Source organism: Pseudomonas sp. S8, from assembly GCF_050473925.1.
GTDB classification, from domain to species: domain Bacteria; phylum Pseudomonadota; class Gammaproteobacteria; order Pseudomonadales; family Pseudomonadaceae; genus Aquipseudomonas; species Aquipseudomonas parakoreensis.
Genome location: NZ_JBFDVZ010000016.1, coordinates 4926529 through 4949358, shown reverse-complemented (window position 1 = coordinate 4949358; position 22830 = coordinate 4926529). Strand labels below are relative to the sequence as shown.

General features: G+C 60.9%; 20 protein-coding genes. 10 read left to right on the top strand and 10 right to left on the bottom strand.

Annotated elements, in window-relative coordinates; all coding sequences use genetic code 11:
- The first annotated feature begins 16 nt into the window (after positions 1-16).
- The 9 genes from AB1J88_RS23400 (at position 17) to AB1J88_RS23360 (ending at position 10277) form a co-directional block, all read left to right on the top strand.
- A complete protein-coding gene (locus AB1J88_RS23400; protein ID WP_430292083.1) occupies positions 17-1699 on the top strand; it encodes a flavin monoamine oxidase family protein in 1683 nt (560 codons plus the stop codon).
- A gap of 12 nt (positions 1700-1711) precedes the next feature.
- Positions 1712-2506 carry a carbon-nitrogen hydrolase family protein gene (locus AB1J88_RS23395; RefSeq protein ID WP_430292082.1) on the top strand — a complete coding sequence of 265 codons (795 nt, stop codon included), beginning with the start codon at positions 1712-1714 and terminating at the stop codon, positions 2504-2506.
- Positions 2507-2554: 48 nt separating this feature from the next.
- Positions 2555-4972 (top strand): pyrroloquinoline quinone biosynthesis protein PqqF, encoded by a 2418-nt coding sequence (gene pqqF / locus AB1J88_RS23390; RefSeq protein ID WP_430292081.1) that lies wholly within the window; start codon positions 2555-2557, stop codon positions 4970-4972.
- 156 nt (positions 4973-5128) lie between these two features.
- Positions 5129-5203, top strand: a complete 75-nt coding sequence (pqqA, locus tag AB1J88_RS23385; protein ID WP_003422658.1) for a pyrroloquinoline quinone precursor peptide PqqA — start codon at positions 5129-5131, stop codon at positions 5201-5203.
- An 81-nt stretch (positions 5204-5284) separates the two neighbouring features.
- Positions 5285-6196, top strand: a complete 912-nt coding sequence (gene pqqB / locus AB1J88_RS23380) for a pyrroloquinoline quinone biosynthesis protein PqqB (protein ID WP_430292080.1) — start codon at positions 5285-5287, stop codon at positions 6194-6196.
- A 135-nt stretch (positions 6197-6331) separates the two neighbouring features.
- Entirely contained in the window at positions 6332-7084 is a 753-nt protein-coding gene (gene pqqC, locus AB1J88_RS23375) for a pyrroloquinoline-quinone synthase PqqC (RefSeq protein ID WP_096796665.1), read from the top strand.
- Positions 7081-7356, top strand: coding sequence for a pyrroloquinoline quinone biosynthesis peptide chaperone PqqD (gene pqqD, locus AB1J88_RS23370; RefSeq protein ID WP_003228880.1), 276 nt, complete (start codon positions 7081-7083; stop codon positions 7354-7356). The genes pqqC and pqqD overlap by 4 nt, the downstream gene beginning before the upstream one ends.
- Complete coding sequence (gene pqqE, locus AB1J88_RS23365; protein ID WP_430292079.1) at positions 7328-8500, top strand: pyrroloquinoline quinone biosynthesis protein PqqE; 1173 nt, start codon at positions 7328-7330, stop codon at positions 8498-8500. The genes pqqD and pqqE overlap by 29 nt, the downstream gene beginning before the upstream one ends.
- The gene (locus AB1J88_RS23360) at positions 8466-10277 is read left to right on the top strand and encodes a S9 family peptidase (RefSeq protein WP_430292078.1); all 1812 of its coding nucleotides are present in this window, start codon (positions 8466-8468) and stop codon (positions 10275-10277) included. Before pqqE ends, AB1J88_RS23360 begins: the two co-directional genes overlap by 35 nt.
- 148 nt (positions 10278-10425) lie before the next feature.
- Here AB1J88_RS23360 and AB1J88_RS23355 read toward each other — a convergent pair whose 3' ends face one another.
- Positions 10426-10584, bottom strand: coding sequence for a YqaE/Pmp3 family membrane protein (locus tag AB1J88_RS23355; RefSeq protein WP_003228885.1), 159 nt, complete (start codon positions 10582-10584; stop codon positions 10426-10428).
- 196 nt (positions 10585-10780) lie between these two features.
- Entirely contained in the window at positions 10781-12064 is a 1284-nt protein-coding gene (locus AB1J88_RS23350) for an aspartate aminotransferase family protein (RefSeq protein ID WP_430292077.1), read from the bottom strand.
- A 169-nt stretch (positions 12065-12233) separates the two neighbouring features.
- Here AB1J88_RS23350 and AB1J88_RS23345 point away from each other — a divergent pair, with 169 nt between their 5' ends.
- Entirely contained in the window at positions 12234-13163 is a 930-nt protein-coding gene (locus tag AB1J88_RS23345) for a LysR family transcriptional regulator (protein WP_121187517.1), read from the top strand.
- 227 nt (positions 13164-13390) lie between these two features.
- On the opposite strand, the gene AB1J88_RS23340 is transcribed toward AB1J88_RS23345, so the two are convergent.
- From AB1J88_RS23340 to bioF, 8 genes are all read right to left on the bottom strand, one after another.
- Entirely contained in the window at positions 13391-15169 is a 1779-nt protein-coding gene (locus tag AB1J88_RS23340) for an acyl-CoA dehydrogenase C-terminal domain-containing protein (RefSeq protein WP_222018047.1), read from the bottom strand.
- A gap of 189 nt (positions 15170-15358) precedes the next feature.
- Positions 15359-16648 carry a GGDEF domain-containing protein gene (locus AB1J88_RS23335; RefSeq protein ID WP_430292076.1) on the bottom strand — a complete coding sequence of 430 codons (1290 nt, stop codon included), beginning with the start codon at positions 16646-16648 and terminating at the stop codon, positions 15359-15361.
- A gap of 193 nt (positions 16649-16841) precedes the next feature.
- On the bottom strand, positions 16842-18647 hold the full coding sequence (locus tag AB1J88_RS23330) for a phenylacyl-CoA dehydrogenase (RefSeq protein ID WP_041069986.1): 1806 nt from the start codon (positions 18645-18647) through the stop codon (positions 16842-16844).
- A gap of 275 nt (positions 18648-18922) precedes the next feature.
- The gene (locus tag AB1J88_RS23325; protein ID WP_047297018.1) at positions 18923-19219 is read right to left on the bottom strand and encodes a hypothetical protein; all 297 of its coding nucleotides are present in this window, start codon (positions 19217-19219) and stop codon (positions 18923-18925) included.
- Positions 19220-19327: 108 nt separating this feature from the next.
- Positions 19328-20008, bottom strand: coding sequence for a dethiobiotin synthase (gene bioD / locus AB1J88_RS23320; protein WP_430292075.1), 681 nt, complete (start codon positions 20006-20008; stop codon positions 19328-19330).
- Positions 20005-20817, bottom strand: a complete 813-nt coding sequence (bioC, locus tag AB1J88_RS23315) for a malonyl-ACP O-methyltransferase BioC (protein ID WP_041069977.1) — start codon at positions 20815-20817, stop codon at positions 20005-20007. The genes bioD and bioC overlap by 4 nt, the downstream gene beginning before the upstream one ends.
- Positions 20810-21541 (bottom strand): alpha/beta fold hydrolase, encoded by a 732-nt coding sequence (locus AB1J88_RS23310; RefSeq protein WP_430292074.1) that lies wholly within the window; start codon positions 21539-21541, stop codon positions 20810-20812. The genes bioC and AB1J88_RS23310 overlap by 8 nt, the downstream gene beginning before the upstream one ends.
- On the bottom strand, positions 21534-22712 hold the full coding sequence (gene bioF, locus AB1J88_RS23305) for an 8-amino-7-oxononanoate synthase (protein WP_430292073.1): 1179 nt from the start codon (positions 22710-22712) through the stop codon (positions 21534-21536). The genes AB1J88_RS23310 and bioF overlap by 8 nt, the downstream gene beginning before the upstream one ends.
- Positions 22713-22830: the final 118 nt, after the last annotated feature.

Below are 22830 nucleotides of genomic sequence, written 5' to 3'. Positions count from 1 at the left end.
GCCAACAGGGTCAGCCATGAACAAGAACAATCGCCATCCTGCAGACGGTAAGAAACCCGTCACCATTTTCGGCCCGGACTTTCCGTTCGCGTTTGACGACTGGATCGAACACCCGGCCGGTCTCGGCAGCATTCCTGAACACCACCATGGCGTTGAAGTGGCGATTGTCGGCGCCGGTATCGCTGGTCTGGTGGCCGCGTACGAGCTGATGAAGCTCGGCCTGAAACCGGTGGTATACGAGGCTTCGAAGCTCGGTGGGCGCCTGCGTTCGCAGGCGTTCAACGGTACCGACGGCATCGTCGCGGAACTGGGCGGCATGCGTTTCCCGGTGTCCTCCACGGCGTTCTACCACTACGTCGACAAGCTCGGGCTTGAGACCAAACCGTTCCCGAACCCGCTGACGCCAGCCTCCGGCAGCACGGTAATCGATCTGGAAGGCAAAACCCATTACGCACAGAGCCTGAAGGATCTTCCTGCACTGTTTCAGGAAGTGGCTGACGCCTGGGCGGATGCGCTGGAGGCGGGCTCGCAGTTCGCTGATATCCAGCAAGCCATCCGTGACCGCGATGTGCCACGCCTCAAAGAACTGTGGAACAAACTCGTGCCGCTGTGGGACGACCGCACGTTCTACGACTTCGTGGCCACCTCCAAGGCCTTCGCCAAACTGTCGTTTCATCACCGCGAAGTGTTCGGTCAGGTCGGTTTCGGCACGGGCGGCTGGGATTCGGACTTCCCCAACTCGATGCTGGAAATTTTTCGCGTGGTGATGACCAACTGCGACGATCACCAGCACCTGGTGGTGGGCGGTGTGGAGCAAGTGCCGCAAGGCATCTGGCGCCATGTACCGGAGCGTTGCGTGCACTGGCCGCAAGGCACCAGTCTGAAATCCCTGCACCGTGGCGCGCCGCGCTCCGGCGTGAAGAAAATCGCTCACGCGCCGGACGGCCGTTTCGCTGTCACCGACAACAACGGCGACACCCGCGAATACGCCGCCGTGCTGACCACCTGCCAGAGCTGGTTGCTGACCACGCAGATCGAATGCGACGAAACCCTGTTCTCGCAAAAGATGTGGATGGCACTGGATCGCACGCGCTACATGCAGTCGTCGAAGACCTTCGTGATGGTCGACCGCCCGTTCTGGAAGGACAAGGATCCGGAAACCGGCCGCGACCTGATGAGCATGACCCTCACCGATCGCCTGACCCGTGGCACTTATCTGTTCGACAACGGTGACGACAAGCCGGGCGTGATCTGCCTGTCGTACTCGTGGATGAGCGACGCGCTGAAAATGCTCCCGCATCCTGTTGAAAAACGCGTGGAGCTGGCGCTGAACGCGCTGAAGAAGATCTACCCGAAAGTCGACATCGCCGCGCGGATCATCGGCGATCCGATCACCGTGTCGTGGGAAGCCGACCCGTACTTCCTCGGTGCATTCAAAGGCGCCCTGCCCGGCCACTATCGCTACAACCAGCGGATGTACGCGCACTTCATGCAGGACGACATGCCGGCGGAGCAGCGGGGGATTTTCATCGCCGGTGACGACGTGTCGTGGACCCCGGCGTGGGTCGAAGGCGCGGTGCAGACTTCACTCAACGCGGTGTGGGGCATCATGAAACACTTCGGCGGTTCGACACATAAAGAGAACCCGGGCCCGGGTGATGTGTTCAAAGACATCGGCCCTATCGCCCTGCCCGAGTAAGAGGAATCCCCGATGCGTGTAGCCCTTTACCAATGTCCACCGCTGCCCCTGGAACCCGCCGCCAACCTGCATCGCCTGCAGCAACTGGCGATGGAGGCCAAGGGTGCCGACCTGCTGGTGCTGCCGGAAATGTTTCTGAGCGGCTACAACATCGGCAAGGAAGCGGTCAGCACCTTGGCCGAGGTCTACAACGGCGAATGGGCGCAACAGATCGGTCGAATCGCCAAAGCCGCCGGGCTGGCGATCGCTTACGGGTACCCCGAGCGCACGGCCGACGGGCAGATCTACAACGCCGTGCAGTTGATCGACGCGCACGGCGAGCGCCTGTGCAATTACCGCAAGACCCACCTGTTCGGCGATCTGGATCGGTCGATGTTCAGCCCGGGGGATGATGACTTTCCCATCGTCGAACTCAACGGCTGGAAAATCGGTTTCCTGATCTGCTACGACCTGGAGTTTCCGGAGAATGCGCGGCGTTTGGCGTTGGCCGGCGCCGAGCTGATTCTGGTACCGACGGCGAACATGATTCCATTCGATTTCGTCGCCGACGTCACCGTGCGTTCCCGCGCCTTCGAAAACCAATGCTACGTGGCGTACGCCAATTACTGCGGACAGGAAGGCGAGATCCACTATTGCGGGCAAAGCAGCATCGCTGCGCCGGACGGCAGCCATATCGCCCAGGCCGGCCTCGATGAAGCGTTGATCGTCGGTGAGCTGGATCGGCAATTGATGGCCGATTCCCGCGCCGCCAATCGCTACCTCAACGACCGTCGCCCTGAGCTTTACCACGCGTTGAACAAGCGCTGACCCCATGCAATCCGCTAGCATGGGCACTTCACTGTTCTGGAAGTGCCCATGCCTGCGCTGACTCACCCCCGCCCCCACACTGAAACCCTGGCCAACGGCTTGCGCGTGACCCTGCGTCAGGTGCCCGGCTTGAAGCGCAGCGCCGCTGCGTTGCGGGTGGCGGCCGGTAGCCATGATGTGCCACTGGAGTGGCCGGGGCTGGCGCATTTTCTTGAGCATTTGCTGTTTCTCGGTACCGAGCGTTTTCCTGCGAGTCAGGCGTTGATGGCCTACGTGCAAAGTCACGGTGGCCAAGTGAACGCCAGCACCCGCGAACGCACCACCGACTTCTTTTTCGAACTGCCGACCTCGGCCTTCAGTGCCGGGCTTGAGCGTCTGTCAGACATGCTCGCCCAGCCGCGTATGAATCCGGACGATCAATTGCGCGAACGGGAAGTGCTGGACGCGGAATTTGTCGCGTGGTCGCAAGATCCCACAGCTCAGCAGGAACTGGCGTTATACGACGGTTTGCCGGCAACACATCCGCTGCGCGGATTTCATGCGGGGAATCGCGACAGCCTGAAAGTTGAGTTGCCAGCGTTTCAACAGGCGCTGAAGGATTTCCATCAGCAGTTTTATCGCACCGGACAAATGACCCTGAGCCTGGTTGGGCCGCAGAGCATCGAGGAATTGCGCGTACTGGCACAGCAGTTCGCCGCCGCGCTGCCGGTTGGGGATAAAGTCGAGCAGGCAGCGCCCTTGCCATTGGCGGTAAAGAGTTATCAACAGGTCGGCGAGCGAAGCAGCCATCTGTTGTTCGCTTTCGAAGCGCTGCCCGACTCGTCCGCCGAAGCGCTGGCGTTTCTCTGCCATTGGCTGAACAGCGCCAAGTCCGGCGGTTTGCTCGCCCATTTGCAGCAACAACGCCTCGCGGACGGTTTGAAAGCGGTGCCGCTGTATCAGTTCGCCGGGCAAGCGTTGCTGGACCTGCAATTCACCGCCCCAGCCGAATCCTTCAGCGCCATTCGTGAACAGTTTCTGGACTGGTTGAGCTTCTTTGCCGCGCAACAGGGCTGGGCAGCGTTGCGCGAGGAATATGCCAAATTGCTGGAACGCCAGCAGCAAGTCAGTGGCGCACTGCATCTGGCGCGCCGCGACAGCGAACAGCTTGCACACGGCTTGTCGGAAAACGGCGTCGTTGTGCTCAAACACATCCTGCGCGACATCGGTGTTGTGGATAACTTCAGCGCGCATTGGCATCGGCCTGCCGCCAACCCATTCCTCGGTTCCAGCGAACCGCTGGCCAACGCCGGGCTGATCCGCGGCCAGACCAGCGCCCATCGTGGATTGCGCACTTTCGCTCAGGATCGCTCGCGCGGGCGGCGTGAGCGTTCACCGATGCAGTTCAGTCAGGCGCTGCCGGACCACACTGATCACGGCGCGATCTACTTGCGTTGGCAAACCGCAGCGCAGGCGGGCGTCGATCTGCAAGGCAAGCTGCAACGCAATCTGCAGGAAACTCAGGAAGATGCACGGCAGGCGGGCGTCGAAATCGCGTTCAGTGCCAGCGGCACTCAGTGGCTGCTGAAACTGACGGGACTGCAGGAGCCGATGCCCGGTGTCCTGGAACACGCGCTGAAATGTCTGACGCATATTGACGCCGATTCAGCCAACGCAGGGCCGGAAGCGCCGTTGATACCGATCCGTCAGTTGCTCAAGGCGTTGCCTGAACATTGCCTGCCATCGGCTGTCGAGTCGAACGACGCCAAACAGGTGTGGACAACGTCGCGCTGGGACGGACTGGCGCTTGGTCTCAACGCACAAACTCAATCGGCCATGGGTCTGGCCCTGAGCCGCATCCCCGGCACACCGGACAATCAACTGCCGACAGTGCCGACGATCACTACGCAACATTTGTGGAGCCACATCGACACCGCCTCCAGCGAGCATGCACTGCTGCTGTTCTGCCCGGCCGCAGGCCACGAAATCGCTGACGAAGCCGCCTGGCGACTGCTCGCGCAGCTGTGCCAGACCCCGTTCTATCAGCGCCTGCGAGTCGAATTGCAATTGGGCTACGCGGTGTTCAGTGCCTTGCGACAGGTACATGGTCAGAGTGGATTGCTGTTCGGTGTGCAGTCGCCAGAGACTGCGCCCGTTGAGCTGCTCGGCCATATCCAGCAGTTCCTCAAAGACATTCCTGCGCTGATCGAAAACCTCGACGACGTGCATTTCACCCAGCAACGCCAGTCACTCGCCGATCAGTTCGATGAGCGTCAGCTGTCCGGAAAAGACGCCGCCGAGTTGCTGTGGCAGGCCAGACTCGCGGGCCACTCGTCGGATTATCTGGCACAACTGCACACGGCCATTGGTCAACTGCAACGCTCGGCATTGCTGGCGGCAGCGCAGCGCTTGCTCAACGCCGAGGGCGGCTGGCGCTGCCTGGCCAGCGCACCGTCACCCGGCGCACCGTGGCAAGCGACAAAATGATCATTACCAAGGCTGCAAGGAGCTTTCTCAAAGATTCACGGGCAATACCGTTGAAATTTTGAGTAACATAGCAGCCTAACTATTTGGAACATCCCTGCGCTGCCGTGGACTATAACTATGGACAGCGCTATCCCACCCACCCTGAAGGAGACACCCATGTCCTGGACAAAACCGGCTTACACCGACCTGCGTATCGGCTTCGAAGTCACCATGTACTTCGCCAGCCGCTGAGTTCTGCCTACGCAGACTTGCAGTGCAACGCCTCGGCTCGCCGGGGCGTTTTATTTTCAGCGTTGAAAGATGGGAGCGTTCATGTTCGTCCAGATTCTGGGTTCGGCCGCCGGTGGCGGATTTCCGCAGTGGAACTGCAACTGCGTCAATTGCGCAGGCTTTCGCGACGGCAGCCTGAATGCCAAGGCCCGCACCCAGTCGTCCATCGCGATGTCCGACGACGGCGTGAACTGGGTGCTGTGCAACGCTTCGCCGGACATCCGCGCGCAGCTGCAGAGCTTCGCCCCGATGCAACCGGGCCGTACCCTGCGTGACACCGGGATCAGCGCGATCATCCTGATGGACAGCCAGATCGACCACACCACCGGCCTGCTCAGCCTGCGCGAAGGCTGCCCGCATCAGGTCTGGTGCACAGACATGGTTCACGAAGATTTGAGCACCGGTTTCCCGCTGTTCAAGATGCTCACCCACTGGAACGGCGGGTTGAACTGGAACCGCATCGAACTCGACCAGAGCTTCACCGTCGCTGCCTGCCCGAACCTGCGCTTCACTCCGCTGCCGTTGCGCAGCGCCGCACCGCCGTATTCGCCGCACCGTTTCGACCCGCACCCGGGCGACAACATCGGGCTGATCGTCGAAGACCTCAACACCGGCGGCAAACTGTTCTACGCCCCGGGCCTGGGCAAGGTCGACGCGCCGCTGCTGGAAATCATGGCTGGCAGCGACTGCCTGCTGGTGGACGGCACACTGTGGGATGACGATGAAATGCAGCGTCGTGGCGTCGGCACCCGCACCGGTCGTGAAATGGGCCACCTGGCACAGAACGGCCCCGGCGGCATGCTCGAAGTGCTGGAGCAGTTGCCTGAGCAACGCAAAGTGCTTATCCACATCAACAACACCAACCCGATTCTCGATGAGGATTCGCCGGAGCGCGCTGAGCTGGCGCGGCGTAATGTTGAAGTGGCGTTCGATGGCATGAGTATTGTGCTGTAGCGGATGGCCCCATCGCTGGCAAGCCAGCTCCCACAGGGTTCTGTGGCGTTCACAAAAACTGTGGGAGCTGGCTTGCCAGCGATGACGTCCGACCAGACACCCAAGATTTTAACGGTTGTTCCCCGGAGAACCGCAATGACCGACACCCCGCTGTCCCCCAGCGAATTCGAAGCCGCACTGCGCGCCAAAGGCGCCTACTACCACATCTACCACCCGTATCACGTGGCGATGTATGAAGGCCGTGCCACCCGCGAGCAGATTCAGGGCTGGGTCGCCAACCGCTTTTACTATCAGGTGAATATCCCCCTGAAAGACGCGGCGATCCTCGCCAATTGCCCGGATCGCGAGATCCGTCGCGAGTGGATTCAACGCCTGCTCGACCACGACGGCGCCCCCGGTGAAGACGGCGGCATTGAAGCCTGGCTGCGGCTCGGTCAGGCGGTCGGCCTCGACCCGGATCAACTGCGCTCCCAGGAACTGGTGCTGCCCGGCGTGCGTTTCGCCGTCGATGCCTACGTCAACTTCGCCCGCCGCGCCAGTTGGCAGGAAGCCGCCAGCAGCTCGCTTACCGAACTGTTCGCGCCGCAGATCCATCAGTCGCGCCTCGACAGTTGGCCGCAGCATTACCCGTGGATCGACCCGGCCGGTTACGAATATTTCCGCACCCGCCTCGGTCAGGCGCGGCGCGATGTCGAGCATGGCCTGGCGATCACGCTCGAGCACTACAAGACCCGCGAGGGTCAGGAGCGCATGCTGGAAATTCTCCAGTTCAAACTGGACATTCTTTGGAGCATGCTCGATGCCATGAGCATGGCTTACGAACTGAACCGCCCGCCGTATCACAGCGTCACCGAGCAGCGGGTCTGGCACAAAGGAATCACCCTATGAGTTTTGATCGCAGCAAGATCCCGACCTGGCGCCCCGGCTACCGTTTCCAGTACGAACCGGCGCAAAAAGGCCACGTGCTGCTCTACCCCGAGGGCATGATCAAGCTCAACGACAGCGCCGCGCTGATCGGCGGTTTGATCGACGGAGAGCGCGATGTCGCGGCGATCATCGCCAAACTCGACGAGCAGTTTCCCGGCGTGCCCGAGCTCGGTGAAGACATCGAGCAATTCATGGAGGTTGCCCGTGCGCAGCACTGGATCGAACTTGCCTGAGGCATCGGTGCAAGTACCGCCAAAACCTGTAGTCGGCCTGCCGCTGTGGCTGCTCGCCGAGCTGACCTACCGCTGCCCGCTGCAATGCCCGTACTGCTCCAATCCACTGGATTTCGCCGAGCAGGGCAAAGAGCTGAGCACCGAGCAGTGGATCAAGGTCTTCCGCGAAGCGCGGGAGATGGGCGCGGCACAGCTGGGCTTTTCCGGTGGCGAACCGCTGGTGCGTCAGGATCTCGCCGAACTGATCCGTGAAGCGCGGCAGCTGGGTTTCTACACCAACCTGATTACCTCAGGCATCGGCCTGACCGAGCAGAAGATCAGTGACTTCAAGAAGGCCGGTCTCGATCACATCCAGATCAGTTTCCAGGCCAGCGACGAGCAGGTGAACAACCTGCTCGCCGGCTCGAAAAAGGCTTTCGCGCAGAAGCTGGAAATGGCTCGCGCGGTGAAGGCCCACGGCTATCCGATGGTGCTGAACTTTGTCACCCATCGGCACAACATCGACAAGATCGACCGCATTATCGAGCTGTGCATCGCGCTCGAAGCGGACTTCGTCGAGCTTGCCACCTGCCAGTTCTACGGCTGGGCGCAGCTCAACCGTGTCGGCCTGCTGCCGACCAAGGAACAATTGGTGCGCGCCGAACGCATCACCAACGAATACCGCGTCAAACTGGAAGCCGAAGGGCATCCCTGCAAGTTGATTTTCGTCACCCCGGATTACTACGAAGAACGCCCGAAAGCCTGCATGAACGGCTGGGGCAGCGTCTTTCTGACGGTGACTCCGGACGGCACCGCCCTGCCCTGTCATGGCGCCCGACAGCTGCCGGTGCAATTTCCCAATGTGCGCGACCACAGCATGCAGCACATCTGGTACGACTCGTTCGGCTTCAACCGCTTTCGCGGATACGACTGGATGCCCGAGCCGTGCCGCTCCTGCGATGAGAAGGAACAGGACTTCGGCGGTTGCCGCTGTCAGGCGTTCATGCTCACGGGGGACGCGAGTAACGCCGATCCGGTGTGCAGCAAGTCCGAACATCACGGCGTGATTCTCAAGGCCCGCGAAGAAGCCGAGACCGCCACCCAGACCATCGAACAACTGGCCTTCCGTAATGAACGAAACTCACGCCTCATCGCCAAGGGCTGAGCCTTTCAGCGCCACCCAGGCCGTCGCCGCCGGAATGGATTTCGCCGAACTGCAACTCGGTGCCAACGGTTTATTCTGGAATGAATATCGCCCCGAAGACGCCGCGTGCCGGATCTGGCACTGGCGCGACGGCGCGGCGAAATGTCTGACGCCGAATGGCTTCAGCGTGCGTAGCCGGGTGTACGAATATGGCGGTGGCGCGTTTTGTCTGACGCCAGACGGGGTGGTTTTCGTCAATGAGGCGGATCAGCAGTTGTATCGGCAGACGTTGCAGGGTACGCCTGAGGCGCTGACGTCAGGCGAGTGTCGTTATGGTGATCTGCATTTTGCTTGCGGCCAGGTTCTGGCGGTTGAGGAGCAGCAAGATCAGCATCGACTCGTCGCCATTGATCTGGCTGACGGTACCCGGCATTTGCTGGCTGAAGGCGCGGATTTCTATGCCGCGCCCACCATCAGCCCGAATGGCCGACGTTTTGCGTGGATCGAGTGGAGCCGGCCGCATCAGCCGTGGACTTCAACTCGCTTGATGGTGACTGAGCGTCTGACCGACGACGCATTTGCGCCCCCGGTATGCGTGGCTGGCATCGAGCGTGAAGAGTCGATCCAGCAACCGCGATTCGACACTGAAAATCGCCTGTACTGCCTGACCGATCGCGGCGGCTTCTGGCAGCCGTGGGGCGAAACGTCCGACGGTTTGCAGCGACTGCCCTGCGCCGAGGCCGATCATGCGCCCGCCCCTTGGCAAATGGGTGGCTGCACCTGGTTGCCGGTGGGTGATTCGTTTCTGGCGAGCTGGACCGAGGGTGGTTTTGGTCGCCTGGCGCTCGACGGCGACGACTTCACCGGCGACTACAGTCGTTTCCGGCACCTGGCGCTGGATCAGCAACTCATCTATTGCATCGCCGCCTCGCCAATCAGTCCCTCGGCGGTGATTGCCATTGATCGTTCCAGCCGCGAAGTGAACGTGCTGGCCGGTGGTATTGCGCCACTGCCGGCGGAGCGCATCAGTCGTCCGCAGACGTTGCGCTACCCGAGCGGCAGCGGTGAGGCTCATGGGTTCTTTTATCCGGCAATGAACGACGAAGCACAGCCACCACTGGTGGTGTTCATCCACGGCGGCCCGACCTCGGCCTGCTACCCGATGCTCGACCCGCGCATTCAGTACTGGACGCAACGCGGTTTTGCTGTCGCCGACCTCAACTACCGCGGCAGCAGCGGTTATGGCCGCGAATACCGTCAAGCGTTGCATCTGAGCTGGGGCGAGGTGGACGTCGAGGACGCCTGTGCGGTGGTGGCGTATCTGGCCAGACAAGGTCTGATCGACGGCGAGCGCGCGTTTATCCGCGGCGGCAGCGCCGGGGGTTACACCACGTTGTGTGCGCTGGCGTTTCACCAGGTGTTCCGCGCTGGCGCCAGCCTCTACGGCGTCAGCGACCCGGTGGCACTCGCCCGCGCGACCCACAAGTTCGAAGGCGATTATCTCGACTGGCTGATCGGCGATCCCCAACAGGACGCCGAGCGCTACGCCGCACGCACGCCATTGCTGCACGCGAATAACATCCGGGTGCCGGTGATTTTCTTTCAGGGTGAACTGGATGCCGTGGTGGTGCCGCAACAGACCCGCGACATGGTCACGGCGCTGGAAAGCAATGGCATCCCGGTCGAGGCGCATTATTACGCAGAAGAGCGCCATGGTTTTCGCCGGGCGGTGAATCAGGCGCATGCACTGGAGCAGGAGTGGACGTTTTATCGGCGGGCGATGGAGTTGGCGGACTGAATACCGCACTTCTTCCAAAATGGCGCCGCCCCCATCGCGGGCAAGCCCGCTCCCACAGGTTCTTGGGTGTACACAAAATGTGTGACCTACCGAAAACACTGTGGGAGCGGGCTTGCCCGCGATAGCAATCTATCTCGCGCCGCTGAACTCAGCGCTTGGCGATGATGTACACCGCATGCACGATCCCCGGGATATAACCACACAGCGTCAGCAGGATGTTCAGCCAGAACGCCCCGCCGAACCCGACCTGCAGAAACACACCCAGTGGCGGCAACAGAATGGCGATGATGATACGAATGAAGTCCATGGGTCAGCTCCTGAATGGGGGTTGGCTCACATGAGCCATACAAGCTAATCGACCTGCGCCGTTCGTCAGGGTTCAGTGCAAACGCCATTTGATCGCCACCATCGGGCATAAAAAAACGCCCCACGCCAAAAGAATCAGGCGTGAGGCGTGCGTTATACCGCGAGACGGTTCTTGAAATCGGGCAGGAAACTTCAGTTCAGACGGCAATCCCTTTGCGGCATTGCAGTTGCGCGGTGCGCACCCGCGAGAAGGCGCGGGCCAGGCGCAGGAGCATTTCGTCGATGTTGGCCTTGCTGACGGTGAGTGCCGGGGTGAAACGCAGGCAATCGGCTTGCGGCGCGTTGAGCAGCAGGCCTTCGTGCAGGGCGGCACTGACTACGGCATCGGCGCATTCCTCTGACAGGCTCAGTCCCCAGAACAGGCCTTGACCACGCAGTTCGCCATGGCCGTAACGGTGCGCCAGGCGCGCAAGTCCCTCGCGCAAGTGCTGACCGTGGTCTTTGACCTGTTCGAGAAATGCCCGGTCCTGCACGCTGTCGAGCACCACCAGACCGGCCGCGGTCATCAGTGCATTGCCGTGATGAGTGCCGCCCAGTTCACCCGCATCAAAGCAGCAGGCTTTGCCTCGGGCCAGCAGCGCTGCCAGCGGCACACCACCACCCAGGCCCTTGCCGAGTACGACAATATCGGCGCGCACACCGTAGGACTGCTCGGCGAGCAAACTGCCGCAGCGGCCGATACCGGTCTGCACTTCGTCGAGGATCAGCAGAATGCCCAGTTCGCGGCACAGCCGTTCAACGCCTTTGAGGTAATGCTCAGTGGCCGGAATCACCCCGGCATCGCTCTGAATCGGCTCGAGCATGATCGCCACGGTTTGCGCATCGACAGCCGCGTGCAGCGCCGGCAAGTCGTTGAATGGCACCAGATCGAAACCTGGCAGCAGCGGAGCGAAACGGTTGTGCAGGTTGCAACTGTCTGACGCGGAAATCGTCGCCAGACTACGGCCGTGACAACCTTGCTTCGCCACGATGATTCGCGACGCCCCACCACGATGCAGCTGACCCCATTTGCGCGCCAGTTTGATCGCTGCCTCGCAGGCTTCGCTGCCACTGTTGAGCAAGTAAGCCTGGTCGCTGGAAGTGCTGGCACACAAACGATCGGCAAGGTTGAGCATGCCGCGATTGTGCAGATTGAAGCCGGGATTGATCAGTGCCTGAGCCTGACTGGCAATCGCTTTGACCAGCGCCGAAGGGCTGTGCCCCAGACTGTTGGCACCGCCGGCCTGAGAGAAGTCGAGGTAGGCGCGATCATGACTGTCCCACAGCCAGGAACCCTGACCGCGAACGAACACCTGCAGCGGGCGCTCGACGCTGGGCATCAAGCGCTCGGCATTCAGACTGTCGCCTGCCCCGGCGGGATTGGGCTCGAACGCGAGGTCATCAAGACTCGGCGCCTGGCGCCGCAAACTGAACAGATTCATTGAAAGAAACCTCGTTTGAGGTTTTTTGAACTGCCTATGCAAACACTGTCGAAGCAAACGCTATTCATCGCGCTCTCTGGCCCTGTAAGCCTTGTGATTGCGGTTAGACTAGGCTCACAGCGGGCTTCGAGCCATTTCGATTTACCAGCATTTTCGATAAGCATTACTTATGGATTTCAAACAACTGCGTTATTTCGTCGCGGTCTACGAAGAAGGCCATGTGGGCCGGGCCGCTGAGCGTCTGTCGATCTCGCAACCGGCGCTCTCGCAACAGATCCGCCAGCTCGAGCAGAACCTCGACGTCACCCTGTTCGAACGTAGCAGCAAACGCCTGCTGCCGACCCTCGCCGCGCACACTCTGTACAACCACGCGCTACCACTGCTCGATGGATTGCAGCGCGCGCGCGAGGCATTGGGCAATTTCAAGGGCCAGGCCTTGCGCACCCTGGCGATCGGTGTACTGCAAACCGTGCACACCAGCCTCGTCCCGCAAATGCTCGAGCGGGTACGCAAGGCGCAGCCGCACCTGGTGGTGCAGATTTACGAGCTGACCGGTCTGGAGATCGAGCGCCGCCTGCTCAACGGCTCGCTGGATATCGGCATCAGCTACCTGCCACCGCGGCAACCCGGGCTGCATGGCGTAATGCTGTATGAAGATGAGCTGACGCTGGTGATCCCGGCGGATCATCCGCTGCGTGAATTCAAAAAGGTTTCGATGCGTCAGGCGGCGGAATTGCCGATGTTGCTACTGGGCGAAGAGTTTCAGATCCGGCAGATCTGGCAGGCACAACTGACCAGCCTGGGGCGACGCCCGCAAGTGCAGGCCGAGCTGAACAATATGCTGGGGATTCTCGACAGTTTGCCGCACACCAAACTGGCGACCGTGCTGCCCGGGCGCTCACAGAGGGAATACGACGATCAGGATCTGCTGTGGAAACCGCTGAGCGAGCCACGGGTGCCCCTGCAGGTTGGCCTGGTGTGTCGCGATGTGCAGCGCCAGCAGGCGTCTCTGGCGTTGCTGCGCACGTTGCTGGAAGAGGTGATTCAGCGTGAAGACAAACCGCTGAAAGCCGCGCCACCACTGGATCCGCTGCCCTGAAAACTTTTCTTCAGACAAAAGAAAACCCCGCCGAAGCGGGGCTTTGCAGACTGTTTCCCTGACATCCATTTCACTCCGCCACCCTGGCAGAATCCTACGTGTCCGTGTTGTTGCTTTGCGCTTCCTGCGCGACGTCCATGAGTTGTAGATTAGCTGTGGATCCAATCTACGCCTATGGGAGAACAGCAGCACGTCATGTAAGAGAATGCTTACATGACGTTACATCATCAGAACTGTTCAGCGTTCAACAGGAACAGCGACTCGCTGCCCGCCTTCACCGATGCGCTCAACGAGTGGATACGCGGCAGCAGACGGGCGAAATAGAAGCGCGCGGTGCCTAGCTTGCTGGCGTAGAAATCGTCCTGCGCTTCTTTGCCCAGCGCGGCTTTCGCCATCAGTGCCCACATGTAGGCATAAGCGGTGTAGCCGAACGCTTGCAGATATTCGACCGAGGCTGCGCCGATTTCGTTCGGATTGGTTTTTGCCCGATCCAGCAGCCACGCCGTCAACTCGTCGAGGGTGCTCACGGCGTCGTTCAGCGGCTTGGTGAATTCGCCGAGGTCAGCGCTGGCGGTCGCGGTGAAGTGGCGGATCTCGTCAGCGAACAGCTTGTAGAACGCGCCGCCGCTGCCGACGATCTTGCGCCCGACCAGGTCCAGCGCCTGAATGCCGTTGGTGCCTTCGTAGATCTGGGTGATGCGCACGTCACGCACCAGTTGTTCCTGGCCCCACTCGCGGATGTAGCCGTGGCCGCCGAAAATCTGCTGGCCGTGAACGGTGGTTTCCAGGCCCAGGTCAGTGAGGAATGCCTTTGCCACCGGGGTCAGCAACGCGACCAGATCTTCTGCGCGCTTGCGGGTGGTGGCGTCTTCGCTGAACTTGGCGGTGTCGAGTTGCATCGCCACGTAAGTGGAGAAGGCGCGACCGCCCTCGTTCGAGGCTTTCATGGTCAGCAGCATGCGACGCACGTCAGGGTGGACGATGATCGGGTCGGCAACCTTGTCCTTGTTCTGCGCGCCGGTCGGCGAACGGCTCTGCAGACGATCACGCGCGTATTCGACGGCGTTCTGATAAGAGCGCTCGCCGCTGGCCAGGCCTTGAATGCCGACGCCCAGACGTTCGTAGTTCATCATGGTGAACATCGCCGCCAGGCCCTTGTTCGGCTCGCCGACCAGATAACCCACGGCTTCGTCGAAGTTCATCACGCAGGTCGCGGATGCCTGGATGCCCATCTTGTGTTCGATCGAGCCACAGTTCGCCGGATTGCGTGCGCCCAGACTGCCATCGGCATTGACCATGAACTTCGGCACCAGGAACAGCGAAATGCCTTTCGGACCAGCCGGGGCGTCCGGCAATTTCGCCAGCACCAGGTGGATGATGTTCTCGGTGAGATCGTGCTCACCGCCGGTGATGAAGATCTTGGTGCCGCTGACCTTGTAGGAACCGTCGGCCTGCGGTTCGGCCTTGGTGCGGATGATGCCCAGGTCGGTGCCGGCGTGCGGCTCGGTCAGGCACATGGAACCGGCCCAGATCCCGGCGTACATGTTCGGCAGGTAGGCGGCTTTCAGCTCTTCGCTGGCGTGGGCGTTGATCGACAGGCAGGCACCGGCGGTCAGCATCGGGTACAGACCGAACGACAGGCTGGCGGAGTTGACCATTTCTTCGACCTGCGCCGAAACGGCTTTGGGCATGCCCATGCCGCCGTAGGCCGGATCGCCACCGACTCCAACCCAGCCGCCCTCAGCGTAAGTCTGATAGGCCTGCGGGAAACCGGCCGGCGTGGTGACGGCGCCGTCCTTCCAGTGGCAGCCTTCTTCGTCGGCAGCGCGGCTCAGAGGCGCGATACTTTTGCTGGTGACCTTGCCGGCTTCTTCGAGAATGGCTTCTACGGTTTCTGCATCGACAGTCTCGGCCAAGGCCGGCAGTTCGGCCCAGAGTTTGGCGACTTCGAATACTTCATTGAGGACGAAGCGCATATCGCGCAGCGGCGCTTTGTAGTCAGCCATGGCAAACCTCGCAAGATCTAAACAGGTGATTCGTGGAAGAGTGTTTTCGTTGAGGCCGAGTGTACCTCAACAACTTTTGCGACACATAGGGTCAACCGGTGACTGATTTGTTATTTTTGGTCACCAGCATTCAGCGATAAAACAAAGCCCGCAATCAGCGGGCTTTTGAGCGATGGCGTGTGGCTTGACTCAGCCCGCGGCGCTGTCCATGCGCACCGCGCCGCGACGGTTCTGACCGAACGCCATGACGCAGTTACGCCCGGCGCCCTTGGCGCTGTACAACGCCTGGTCGGCAGACTTGAGGACTTCTTCCGGGGTACGCTGTTCAACGCGTTCGGCGACACCGATACTGACCGTCACCGAGACACTGGAAGCACCGCTGCCGCTACGACGCTGACGACCTTGCTGATCGTCCTGCGGACGGCTCTCCTGATTTCGCAACTGGATGTTGTAGGAGGCAATCGACTCGCGAATCACCTCCAGGTGCGGCATGCACTCCTCGAGGGTTTTGCCCGCAAACACCAAGGCGAATTCCTCACCGCCATAGCGATATGCCCTACCGCCACCGCTGATTTTCGACAGCTTGCTGGCGACCAGCCGTAGCACTTGGTCACCGACGTCGTGACCGTGGGTGTCGTTGAATTTCTTGAAGTGATCGACGTCGCTCATCGCCAGCACATAGTTGCGCCCCAGACGCTGCATGCGTTCATTGAGCGCACGACGCCCCGGCAGACCGGTGAGTTCATCGCGGAAGGCCATTTGATAGGCCTCATGCGCCACGGCAGCGGCAATCATCAGCATCACCTGACTGCACATGATGTTCAGGGTGAACGGCAGGATGAAGGTTTTCGGCAGCATCCAGAACAACCCGAGCAAGCCGACCAGTTGTGCCGCATGCAACGGGCGCGGGTTGCGCCAGTATTGCCAGGCCAGCAGCAGGAACGCCGAGAGAAACACCGGATAGGACATCTGGATCAGGCTCATCCAGGCACCGTGCAGCGCTGGCCAGCGGATTTCCGAGAGCCACATCAGCAACGCCTGGGGATAACTTTGCTCAAGACCGAGGGCGACGCTGCCAAAGGCCAGCAGCACGGCGAACCGCGCAACCATGTCCTGAAACAGATGGGTGCGCTCTTGCCACGCGGCGAACAGGCCGAACAACAGTGGCAACAGCAGACAGACCAGATGAAACACCACCGCGGCGTCTTCGCGCACTTTGCCGTTATCGCGGTAATAGTCAGTCTGGGTGTCGAGCAGAAAGTAGGCGATGTACACCGTGAGCATCAGAAACAGTTCGCGCTGACGTCGGTAAACCGCACAGTAAGCGCCGCCCAACAGCAGCACCAGGGTCGGCAACACGTTGAACAGCGATGTGAAGAACACATTGAGGTCTTTGACGTACGCAGCCGCCAACCCCGCAAGCAATAACAGCAGTGAAGGCAGGAAATGACTGAAACGTACAGCGGAAGAACGCGGCAAGGGTAAAGCTCCGACCCGTCATATCAAAGAGATGGCATTGTGCCTGCAATGTGGCCAGTTAAGCACACACAATGTGATCCAGATCACAGGCAGTCTCTTTAACGGCAGAAAAGCCGGGTTGCTGAGCGATTCAGCAACAAAAAAAACCGCTGCCCCCGGAAGAGCAGCGGTTTTGGTCAGACCGCGTTGAGGCTTAGTAGCCCAGTGCGAAGTCTTCTTCTTTCATGTCCATCAGGTTATTGGCGCCCGACAGCATGGTGGCCACGTGGGTTCGGGTACGTGGCAGGATGCGCTGGAAGTAGAAGCGCGCGGTTTGCAGCTTGGCGGTGTAGAACGCCTCGTCGGTGGTGCCGGCAGCCAGTTTTTCAGCAGCCAGGCGCGCCATGTCAGCCCAGAAGTAGGCCAGACAGGCGTAACCGGAGTACATCAGGTAGTCCACGGAGGCCGCGCCGACTTCTTCGCGATCTTTCATGGCGGCCATACCGACCTTCATGGTCAGCTCGCCCCATTCCTTGTTCAGTGCAGCCAGCGGTGCAACGAATTCTTTGACGGCTTCGTTGCCTTCATTGTTCTGGCAGAACTTGTGAACGATCTTGGTGAAGCCTTTCAGAGCCTCGCCTTGAGTCATCAGCACTTTACGGCCCAGCAGGTCGAGTGCCTGGATGCCGGTGGTGCCTTCGTACAGCATCGAAATGCGGCTGTCGCGAACGTTCTGCTCCATGCCCCACTCGGCGATGAAACCGTGACCACCGTAGATCTGCACGCCGTGGTTGGCGGCTTCGAAACCGACTTCGGTCATGAACGCCTTGGCGATCGGCGTCATGAACGCCAGCAGTGCGTCGGCCTTCTTCTTCTCTTCTTCGTCGACGCCGTACTTGACGATGTCGACCTGTTTGGCGGTGAAGTACACCATCGCGCGGTTGCCTTCGGCGAAGGCCTTCATGGTCAGCAGCATGCGACGTACGTCAGGGTGCACGATGATCGGGTCAGCGGCCTTGTCCGGCGCTTTCGGGCCAGTCAGAGAGCGCATTTGCAGACGATCGCGAGCATATTTCAGGCCGCCCTGGAAGCCGATTTCGGCGTGGGCCAGACCTTGCAGCGCGGTACCCAGACGTGCGGTGTTCATGAAGGTGAACATGCAGTTCAGGCCTTTGTTCGCCGGGCCGATCAGGAAACCGGTGGCGCCGTCGAAGTTCATCACGCAAGTGGCGTTGCCGTGAATGCCCATCTTGTGTTCCAGCGAACCGCAGCTCACTGCGTTGCGCGCACCGATGGTGCCATCGGCGTTCGGCAGGAATTTTGGAACGATGAACAGGGAAATGCCTTTGGTGCCAGCCGGTGCGTCCGGCAGGCGGGCCAGTACGATGTGGACGATGTTGTCGGCCATGTCGTGTTCACCGGCCGAGATGAAGATCTTGGTGCCGGAAACCTTGTAGGAGCCATCGGCCTGAGGCTCGGCCTTGGTGCGCAGCATGCCCAGGTCGGTGCCGCAGTGCGGTTCGGTCAAGCACATGGTGCCGGTCCATTCGCCGGAAACCAGTTTGGTCAAATAGGCTTCTTGCTGCTCAGGGGTGCCGTGCTCGGAGATGGTGTTCATCGCGCCGTGCGACAAGCCTGGGTACATGCCCCACGACCAGTTGGCTTCACCGACCATTTCGCTCACAGCTAGACCCAGCGACTCCGGCAGGCCCTGACCGCCGTGCTCGACGTCGTGCGCCAGGCTCGGCCAGCCGCCTTCGACAAATTGCTTGTAAGCCTCTTTGAAGCCAGTCGGGGTTTTCACACCGGACTCGCTCCAGGTGCAGCCTTCGAGGTCGCCCACGCGGTTCAGCGGTGCCAATACCTGCTCACAAAACTTGGCGCCTTCTTCGAGGATGGCGTCAACCATGTCCGGCGTTGCTTCGGAGCAAGCTGGAAGGCTCTGATAGTGCGCTTCGTAGCCGAGCAGTTCGTCACGAACGAAGCGAATATCACGCAAGGGGGCCTTGTAGTCAGGCATAGCGATAAACCTCTGCTGATGTAACCGGGAATGAACGACCGTGTTGATTTGTTATGACGGTCAAACAGTTGTTTGAAACATACGTTTACGCCGAAATCTTGTCAAGCGTCGATCTTTTGCCGTTCGTCATGACTTTTTTCAAACGCCGGACACAGCAAACGGCCATGGGCTGCAAAGCGCCACGGGCAATGAAAAAAGATTAGTTGAGGGAGAAGGACTTACAACGAAAAACGCCGCGACAAGGCGCGGCGTTCAGCAGGCAGGGACCGCAAAAATCAGGCAAACGTATCAATGATCGTACCGAGCATTTCATCGGAAGCCTTGGCGACCTTGGTGCCCAGTTCCACCTGAAACTTGCCTTGAGCCATTTCGGCCATGGCGCTGCCCGGATCCATTTGCTGACTGCGATCGATACCGCGCAGGCGATCGATCTGCGCCTCGGAAGACTGGCTGGTAACCGAACGCTCGATCGTATTATTGGCGATCTGGCTGGCGGCCTGATCGACACGATTCTGCCCGGTTTGAATGGTGCTCAAACCCGCATAAAAAGCTGTGTTACCGGTGATTTCCATGGGAGTTCTCATCCTTGGGAAGGATCAATGGTTGCCATTGAAGCAGAGGCGTCAGAAAAACACCCGTCAAAAATACTGATGGCACAGTGCCCTGTCATAGCAAAAGCATTAGTCCAGCAGATCGAGTTGCAAGTGGGCAGCCACCGCCTCGGCGCTGAGCGACTTAAGTTTCGGCACGCGCCCCAGACACGGCGCGGGAAGCCGCTCGGCCAGCGTCGCCAGATTCTCTTCCAGCCGCGAGGTCTTCGGATCGATGATATTCGCCACCCAACCGGCCAGTTGCAGGCCATCGCGGGCAATTGCCTCGGCCGTCAGCAAGGCATGACTGATACAGCCCAGGCGCACGCCCACCACCAGAATCACCGGCAGCTTCAGCGCGATGGCCAGATCCGACAGATTGTCCTGATCCGCCAACGGTACTCGCCAGCCACCGGCCCCCTCAATCAAGGTGAAATCGGCATTCAGCGCCAGAATTTCGCGCATCGGCGCCAACAGCGATTGCACGGTCAGCGCGACACCCGCCTCGCGCGCCGCCAGATGCGGCGCGATGGCCGGCTCGAACGCGACCGGATTGACCTGTTGATAAGTCAGCGACACCGAACATTCAGCCAACAACGCCAGCGCGTCCGCATTGCGCAAGCCCTTGGCGGTTACCTCGCACCCCGAAGCCACCGGTTTGCCCGCCGCCGTACTCAGCCCCGCCGAGCGCGCAGCATGCAGCAATCCGGCTGCCACAGTGGTCTTGCCGACATCGGTGTCAGTCCCGGTGATGAAATAGGCTGCGCTCATAAGGGTTTCTCCAACACCGCGTAAACCACCTGGTAAGTCGCTGGCAATCCCTGCGGCTGACGGAACTGTTCGTACGCCTCGATCAGGCCGAGGATCCGCGCCCGCCCGGTCAAACCGCCCGGCCGCCCGGGGTTCAGATTGTGCGCACCGAGCGCCTTGAGTTCGTGGGTCAGGTTGCGCACATCCGGGTAGTGCAGCACATGCGCCTGATTCTGCAGACTCACCGAACGCAAGCCACTGGCGGCGCACAACTGCTCATACCGGGCGAATTCGCGGAAGCGGTTGACGTGCACCAGCCCATCGACCTGCCGCCAACTGTCGCGCAATTCGTACAACGTCCCGACACAAAGACTAGCAAACGCGAAAATCCCGCCCGGCTTGAGCACACGAAAAGCTTCGCTGAGCACCGATTCGAAGTCCGCACACCACTGCACCGCGAGGCTGGAGAAGATCAGCTCGCAGGTCGAATCCTGCAATGGCAGACGCTCCGCATCACCCGCGATGAAATGCTGCGCGCCGCCCAGTGGCCGTGCGTGACCGAGCATGCCCTCGGCGATATCCAGTGCCAGCCCCTGCCCCTCGACATATCGCTCGGCCAATGCGCGAGTGAAATAGCCGGTGCCGCAGCCAAGATCCAGCCAGCGCGACGGCAGAAAATCTTCCGGCAACCGCTGCAGCAACTGTGAGCCGACATCACGCTGCAATTCGGCAACACTGTCGTAACTGGCCGCCGCACGGGAGAAAGAGGCCGCGACCTGGCGCTTGTCGGGCAAGCCGCCGGGCAGCGCAACAAGAGACAAATCAGTCATCACCGCACTCGTGTAGAAAAGCCTGGATCGCACCCGCCACGCCATGGGGGTCTTCCAGAAGAAACGCATGACTGGCCTGCTCGATCAGACCAATTTCGATATCCGGCAACAGCGCGAACAACGCCCCCGCCGCTTCCGCCGGCACCAGGCCGTCCTGCCCGGCGAACAGGTGTAACTGCGGTCCGCGAAACGCCTGCAACGCTTCCCGGGTATCCAGTTGGGCGAGCAGTTCCAGCCCGGCCAACAAGGTTTCGGGGGCCGAATTCGGCGCACCGCCGAGCAGCAGTCGCGACATGCCGCGCGGGTCCTGCGCGCCCTGAGCACACAACAGCGAGAATCGTTTGAGGGTCATTCGCGGATCGGCCTGGCAGCCGCCGAGAAATGCATCGAACGTCTCGTCCGGCATCGCACTCGGCCAATGCTCTTGGGCCACGAAAGAAGGATTGCTCGCCAGCGTCAGCAGACCGCAGCAACGCTCGCCGCGCCGTGCTGCCAATTCAGAGGCAAGCATGCCGCCCAGCGACCAGCCGCCCAGCCACACATCCTGAGGAATACGTTCATCGAGATCGTCGAGCCACTCCTGCAAGTCGCTCGAATCAAGCTCGGGCAACGGCTCGATCTCGACATACAGATGCTCGTCGAGTCCCTGTAACGCCGCGGTCAAAGGCTCCAGCGGCGAAATACCAAGGCCCCAGCCCGGCAGCAGAATCAGACGATCACGCATGGCTTGGCTCCGGCGGCAGTTGGGCAAAGCAATCGGCCAGTCCTTCCAACAATAGCTGCACCTGCGCCTCGCTGTGGGCGGCGGTCAGGGTCACGCGCAGGCGTGCACTTCCTGCCGGGACGGTAGGCGGACGGATTGCCGTGACCATCAAGCCGCGTTCGCGCAGCATCTGCGACAGGCGCACGGCGCGACCGGCATCGCCGATCAGGATCGGCTGGATCGGGGTGAAGCTGTCCATCAGCTGCAGACCGATCTGCTCGGCCCCTCGACGAAATTGGCGGATCAGCAGGTTAAGGTGCTCACGTCGCCAATGCTCGCTGCGCAGTAATTCCAGACTTTTCAGCGTCGCACAGGCCAACGCCGGTGGCTGGCTGGTGGTGTAGATGTACGGCCGGGCGAACTGGATCAGGCTTTCGATCAGCTCTTCGCTGCCGGCGACAAAAGCACCGGCGGTGCCGAACGCCTTGCCGAGGGTGCCGACCAGCACCGGCACATCGTCCTGACTCAAGCCGAAATGCTCGACGATCCCGCCGCCATTCGCGCCGAGCGGGCCGAAGCCATGGGCATCATCGACCATCAGCCACGCGCCCCTGGCCTTGGCTTCCCGGGCCAGCGCGGGCAGATCGGCAATGTCGCCGTCCATGCTGAACACGCCATCGGTGACCACCAGCGTGTTGCCCGTGGCTTTCTCCAGACGCGTGGCCAGACTGTCGGCGTCGTTGTGCAGATAACGATTGAAACGCGCGCCGGACAACAGACCGGCATCCAGCAACGAGGCGTGATTGAGGCGATCTTCCAGCACCGTATCGCCCTGCCCGACCAGTGCCGTGACCGCACCGAGGTTGGCCATGTAGCCAGTGGTGAACAGCAAAGCACGTGGCCGGCCAGTGAGATCGGCGAGGGCTTCTTCCAGGGCGTGATGCGGGCCGCTGTGACCGATCACCAGATGCGACGCGCCGCCGCCCACGCCCCAGCGCTCGGCACCGGCGCGCCAGGCTTCGATCACCTGCGGGTGATTGGCCAGACCAAGGTAGTCGTTATTGCAGAACGCCAGCAACGGCTGCCCGTCGACCACCACTTCAGGCCCCTGCGGGGACTCGAGCAACGGACGCTGGCGATAGAGATTTTCGGCACGGCGGGCAGCAAGGCGTGCGGCGAGATCGAAAGACATGCAGGCCTCGACAGTCAGATCAGATGAATCAAGACGGACACAGACCCTGTGGGAGCTGGCTTGCCAGCGATGACGGTGACACATTCAACATAGATGTCGACAGCCACTCCGCTATCGC

Excerpts from the sequence above, each read along its gene's own strand:
- bioD (WP_430292075.1), bottom strand. The coding sequence starts at position 20,008 with ATGAGCGCAGCCTATTTCATCACCGGGACTGACACCGATGTCGGCAAG.
- AB1J88_RS23310 (WP_430292074.1), bottom strand. The coding sequence starts at position 21,541 with ATGCGTGATCGTCTGATTCTGCTGCCGGGCTGGGGCCTTGGTATTTCG.
- pqqF (WP_430292081.1), top strand. The coding sequence starts at position 2,555 with ATGCCTGCGCTGACTCACCCCCGCCCCCACACTGAAACCCTGGCCAAC.
- AB1J88_RS23355 (WP_003228885.1), bottom strand. The coding sequence starts at position 10,584 with ATGGACTTCATTCGTATCATCATCGCCATTCTGTTGCCGCCACTGGGT.
- pqqB (WP_430292080.1), top strand. The coding sequence starts at position 5,285 with ATGTTCGTCCAGATTCTGGGTTCGGCCGCCGGTGGCGGATTTCCGCAG.
- AB1J88_RS23345 (WP_121187517.1), top strand. The coding sequence starts at position 12,234 with ATGGATTTCAAACAACTGCGTTATTTCGTCGCGGTCTACGAAGAAGGC.
- pqqD (WP_003228880.1), top strand. The coding sequence starts at position 7,081 with ATGAGTTTTGATCGCAGCAAGATCCCGACCTGGCGCCCCGGCTACCGT.
- pqqC (WP_096796665.1), top strand. The coding sequence starts at position 6,332 with ATGACCGACACCCCGCTGTCCCCCAGCGAATTCGAAGCCGCACTGCGC.
- bioC (WP_041069977.1), bottom strand. The coding sequence starts at position 20,817 with ATGACTGATTTGTCTCTTGTTGCGCTGCCCGGCGGCTTGCCCGACAAG.
- AB1J88_RS23340 (WP_222018047.1), bottom strand. The coding sequence starts at position 15,169 with ATGGCTGACTACAAAGCGCCGCTGCGCGATATGCGCTTCGTCCTCAAT.
- AB1J88_RS23325 (WP_047297018.1), bottom strand. The coding sequence starts at position 19,219 with ATGGAAATCACCGGTAACACAGCTTTTTATGCGGGTTTGAGCACCATT.
- AB1J88_RS23400 (WP_430292083.1), top strand. The coding sequence starts at position 17 with ATGAACAAGAACAATCGCCATCCTGCAGACGGTAAGAAACCCGTCACC.
- bioF (WP_430292073.1), bottom strand. The coding sequence starts at position 22,712 with ATGTCTTTCGATCTCGCCGCACGCCTTGCTGCCCGCCGTGCCGAAAAT.
- AB1J88_RS23360 (WP_430292078.1), top strand. The coding sequence starts at position 8,466 with ATGAACGAAACTCACGCCTCATCGCCAAGGGCTGAGCCTTTCAGCGCC.
- AB1J88_RS23330 (WP_041069986.1), bottom strand. The coding sequence starts at position 18,647 with ATGCCTGACTACAAGGCCCCCTTGCGTGATATTCGCTTCGTTCGTGAC.
- AB1J88_RS23350 (WP_430292077.1), bottom strand. The coding sequence starts at position 12,064 with ATGAATCTGTTCAGTTTGCGGCGCCAGGCGCCGAGTCTTGATGACCTC.
- AB1J88_RS23395 (WP_430292082.1), top strand. The coding sequence starts at position 1,712 with ATGCGTGTAGCCCTTTACCAATGTCCACCGCTGCCCCTGGAACCCGCC.